Consider the following 240-nt stretch of genomic DNA (forward strand, 5'->3'; position numbering starts at 1 on the left):
TGACGCGCTCGGGCAGTTCGGCGAACAGCGCCATGAATTCAGCGGCCAGGGACGGATCGAGGTTCCCGGTGGTTTCGTCGTCCACAAGCAGCTTGCGCTAGCCGACGATCGCACGGGCGATGCCCACGCGCTGCTGCTCACCCGCCGACAGCTCAGACGGCAGCGCCTTTTCCCGATGGCCAAGGCCCATCCGCTCGAGCACCGAACGCACGCGCTAGCAGAAATCGCCACGCCGGGTAC

The 240-nt window shown here is 66.7% G+C and carries 1 pseudogene; it reads right to left on the reverse strand.

The annotated features are described in order from the left end of the window. Positions 1-214 (reverse strand): annotated as a pseudogene (locus ACQG3P_RS22780) (ATP-binding cassette domain-containing protein); the annotation flags it as partial. Positions 215-240 lie beyond the last annotated feature (26 nt).

The organism is Stenotrophomonas sp. SrG (genome assembly GCF_050031795.1).
GTDB classification, from domain to species: domain Bacteria; phylum Pseudomonadota; class Gammaproteobacteria; order Xanthomonadales; family Xanthomonadaceae; genus Stenotrophomonas; species Stenotrophomonas rhizophila_A.